Source organism: Natronorubrum thiooxidans (assembly GCF_900156475.1).
Taxonomy (GTDB): Archaea; Halobacteriota; Halobacteria; order Halobacteriales; family Natrialbaceae; genus Natronorubrum; species Natronorubrum thiooxidans.
This window is the reverse complement of sequence record NZ_FTNR01000046.1, coordinates 3,142-4,415: the sequence shown is the minus strand read 5'-3', so window position 1 is coordinate 4,415 and position 1,274 is coordinate 3,142. Positions and strand designations below refer to the sequence as shown.

Annotated in this window: 1 tRNA gene and 1 rRNA gene; both read left to right on the top strand. The window is 59.6% G+C overall.

Annotated elements, in window-relative coordinates:
• Positions 1 to 854: ribosomal RNA gene (locus BW940_RS20660) — 16S ribosomal RNA — on the top strand; the annotation flags it as partial.
• Positions 855 to 1,006: 152 nt separating this feature from the next.
• Positions 1,007 to 1,078, top strand: a tRNA-Ala gene (locus tag BW940_RS20655).
• The last annotated feature ends 196 nt before the right edge of the window (positions 1,079 to 1,274 follow it).

Below are 1,274 nucleotides of genomic sequence, written 5' to 3'. Positions count from 1 at the left end.
GGGGTAGGAGTGAAATCCCGTAATCCTGGACGGACCACCGGTGGCGAAAGCGCCTCTGGAAGACGGATCCGACGGTGAGGGACGAAAGCTCGGGTCACGAACCGGATTAGATACCCGGGTAGTCCGAGCTGTAAACGATGTCTGCTAGATGTGCCACAGGCTACGAGCCTGTGGTGTGTCGTAGGGAAGCCGTGAAGCAGACCGCCTGGGAAGTACGTCCGCAAGGATGAAACTTAAAGGAATTGGCGGGGGAGCACTACAACCGGAGGAGCCTGCGGTTTAATTGGACTCAACGCCGGACATCTCACCAGCATCGACAATGTGCAGTGACGGTCAGTGTGATGAGCTTACCTGAGCCATTGAGAGGAGGTGCATGGCCGCCGTCAGCTCGTACCGTGAGGCGTCCTGTTAAGTCAGGCAACGAGCGAGACCCGCACGCCTAATTGCCAGCAGTACCCTTGAGGTAGCTGGGTACATTAGGTGGACTGCCAGTGCCAAACTGGAGGAAGGAACGGGCAACGGTAGGTCAGTATGCCCCGAATGTGCTGGGCGACACGCGGGCTACAATGGCCACGACAGTGGGATGCAACCCCGAAAGGGGACGCTAATCTCCGAAACGTGGTCGTAGTTCGGATTGAGGGCTGAAACTCGCCCTCATGAAGCTGGATTCGGTAGTAATCGCGCCTCAGAAGGGCGCGGTGAATACGTCCCTGCTCCTTGCACACACCGCCCGTCAAAGCACCCGAGTGAGGTCCGGATGAGGCCACCGCAACGGTGGTCGAATCTGGGCTTCGCAAGGGGGCTTAAGTCGTAACAAGGTAGCCGTAGGGGAATCTGCGGCTGGATCACCTCCACAGACCGAGACCGGGGCGTTGCCCCGGCTCACACCGCGTGGCGCTTTGCGCCACGCACTCCACGTTCGATTGACCCATCGCTGGGCCGATCGGGCACCTTAGAACTACCGAGGCTAACACATACGTCTCTGTCCGCCCATCTGGGCGGACGTGGGCCCATAGCTCAGTGGTAGAGTGCCTCCTTTGCAAGGAGGATGCCCAGGGTTCGAATCCCTGTGGGTCCATGACTCGTGCCGGTCACAGATCCGTGCCCTTAAGTGGGCGACGGGATTGTGATTGAGTACGACTGAACTGATGCACCACTCCGCGTAAGTGTGAGTGGGAAGGGTCAATGCAGGCCGGCCGTCTACCGGCGTGCAGATGCGACCGTGTGTACGTGTAGTCCAGGCGTCCACTGGACCCGTTCCCGGGTCACTTACG